This window comes from Paracraurococcus lichenis, assembly GCF_030657435.1.
Taxonomy (GTDB): domain Bacteria; phylum Pseudomonadota; class Alphaproteobacteria; order Acetobacterales; family Acetobacteraceae; genus Paracraurococcus; species Paracraurococcus lichenis.
The window spans coordinates 1-765 of record NZ_JAUTWS010000389.1 but is presented as its reverse complement, the minus strand read 5'-3'; the positions used below and the strand labels follow the sequence as shown (position 1 = coordinate 765).

The 765-nt window shown below is 66.0% G+C and carries 1 protein-coding gene; it reads right to left on the bottom strand.

Features of this window, described 5'->3' with window-relative positions:
• Positions 1-671 (bottom strand): hypothetical protein (locus tag Q7A36_RS40410; RefSeq protein WP_305109426.1); only part of this gene is annotated, 671 nt, incomplete at its 3' end.
• Positions 672-765 lie beyond the last annotated feature (94 nt).

The following is a 765-nucleotide window of genomic DNA, read 5'->3' as shown; positions in this document are numbered from 1 at the left end:
TGTCTCAAACCGGGCGCTCTGTTGAACACCTCTTCCATCAGTTCGGGAAGTGTCATCAAATCCGGGAGGATCGGCACGATGATGCGGGCGGTCATTGCAAAACTCTCGGGCTGCAGGAGACGCGCAGCCATCTCCAATCCTGGCCGCGCATTCCTTTCCATGGCCTCGTCGACCAGCCAGGTTTCCTCGTCCCGCAACAGATCGCGCAGGATCAGGCCCGTGGTCGGGTGCCGCCGTTCGAGGCGCCACAAGGAGAAACGCGCCCGCTGCATCGCCCCGAGCACGACCGCTTCGTCAGTGCCGGGCGCGAACTGCGCGAGCCGGGCATAGCGGGCGAGAGGGTGTGAGCGGCCCGGCCTGGGCAGGTAGATGGCCAGATCCTCGGGCAGCGTCAGTTCGTTTTCGTTCTCGAGAACGACCGTCTGGCCTTCGGTCATACCGAGCCGTCTGGCCCAGCTGAGCAAGATGTCTGGGGCGATGATGTCCAGAACCGCCTCGTGCTGTTGCTTGCTGATCTGACGCAGGCGGCGGTAGCGAGCCAGCACCTCGGAGCGCGGCATCGGTGGTGGAGCTGAAGGCGAGGCAGGACCGGCAAGCGGCTGCCGCGTGCGCAGAAGCGCGACAACGGGGCTGAGCAAGCGGCGCAGCGACACCGGTGGCGACCCGACCATGCCCGCATCTCCGGTCCTGGGATTGGCACGTTATGGCCTCGCGGAGGAGGGAGCCATGACGAAGATCGGCGCGTCCAGCGGCACCCGGGCGATG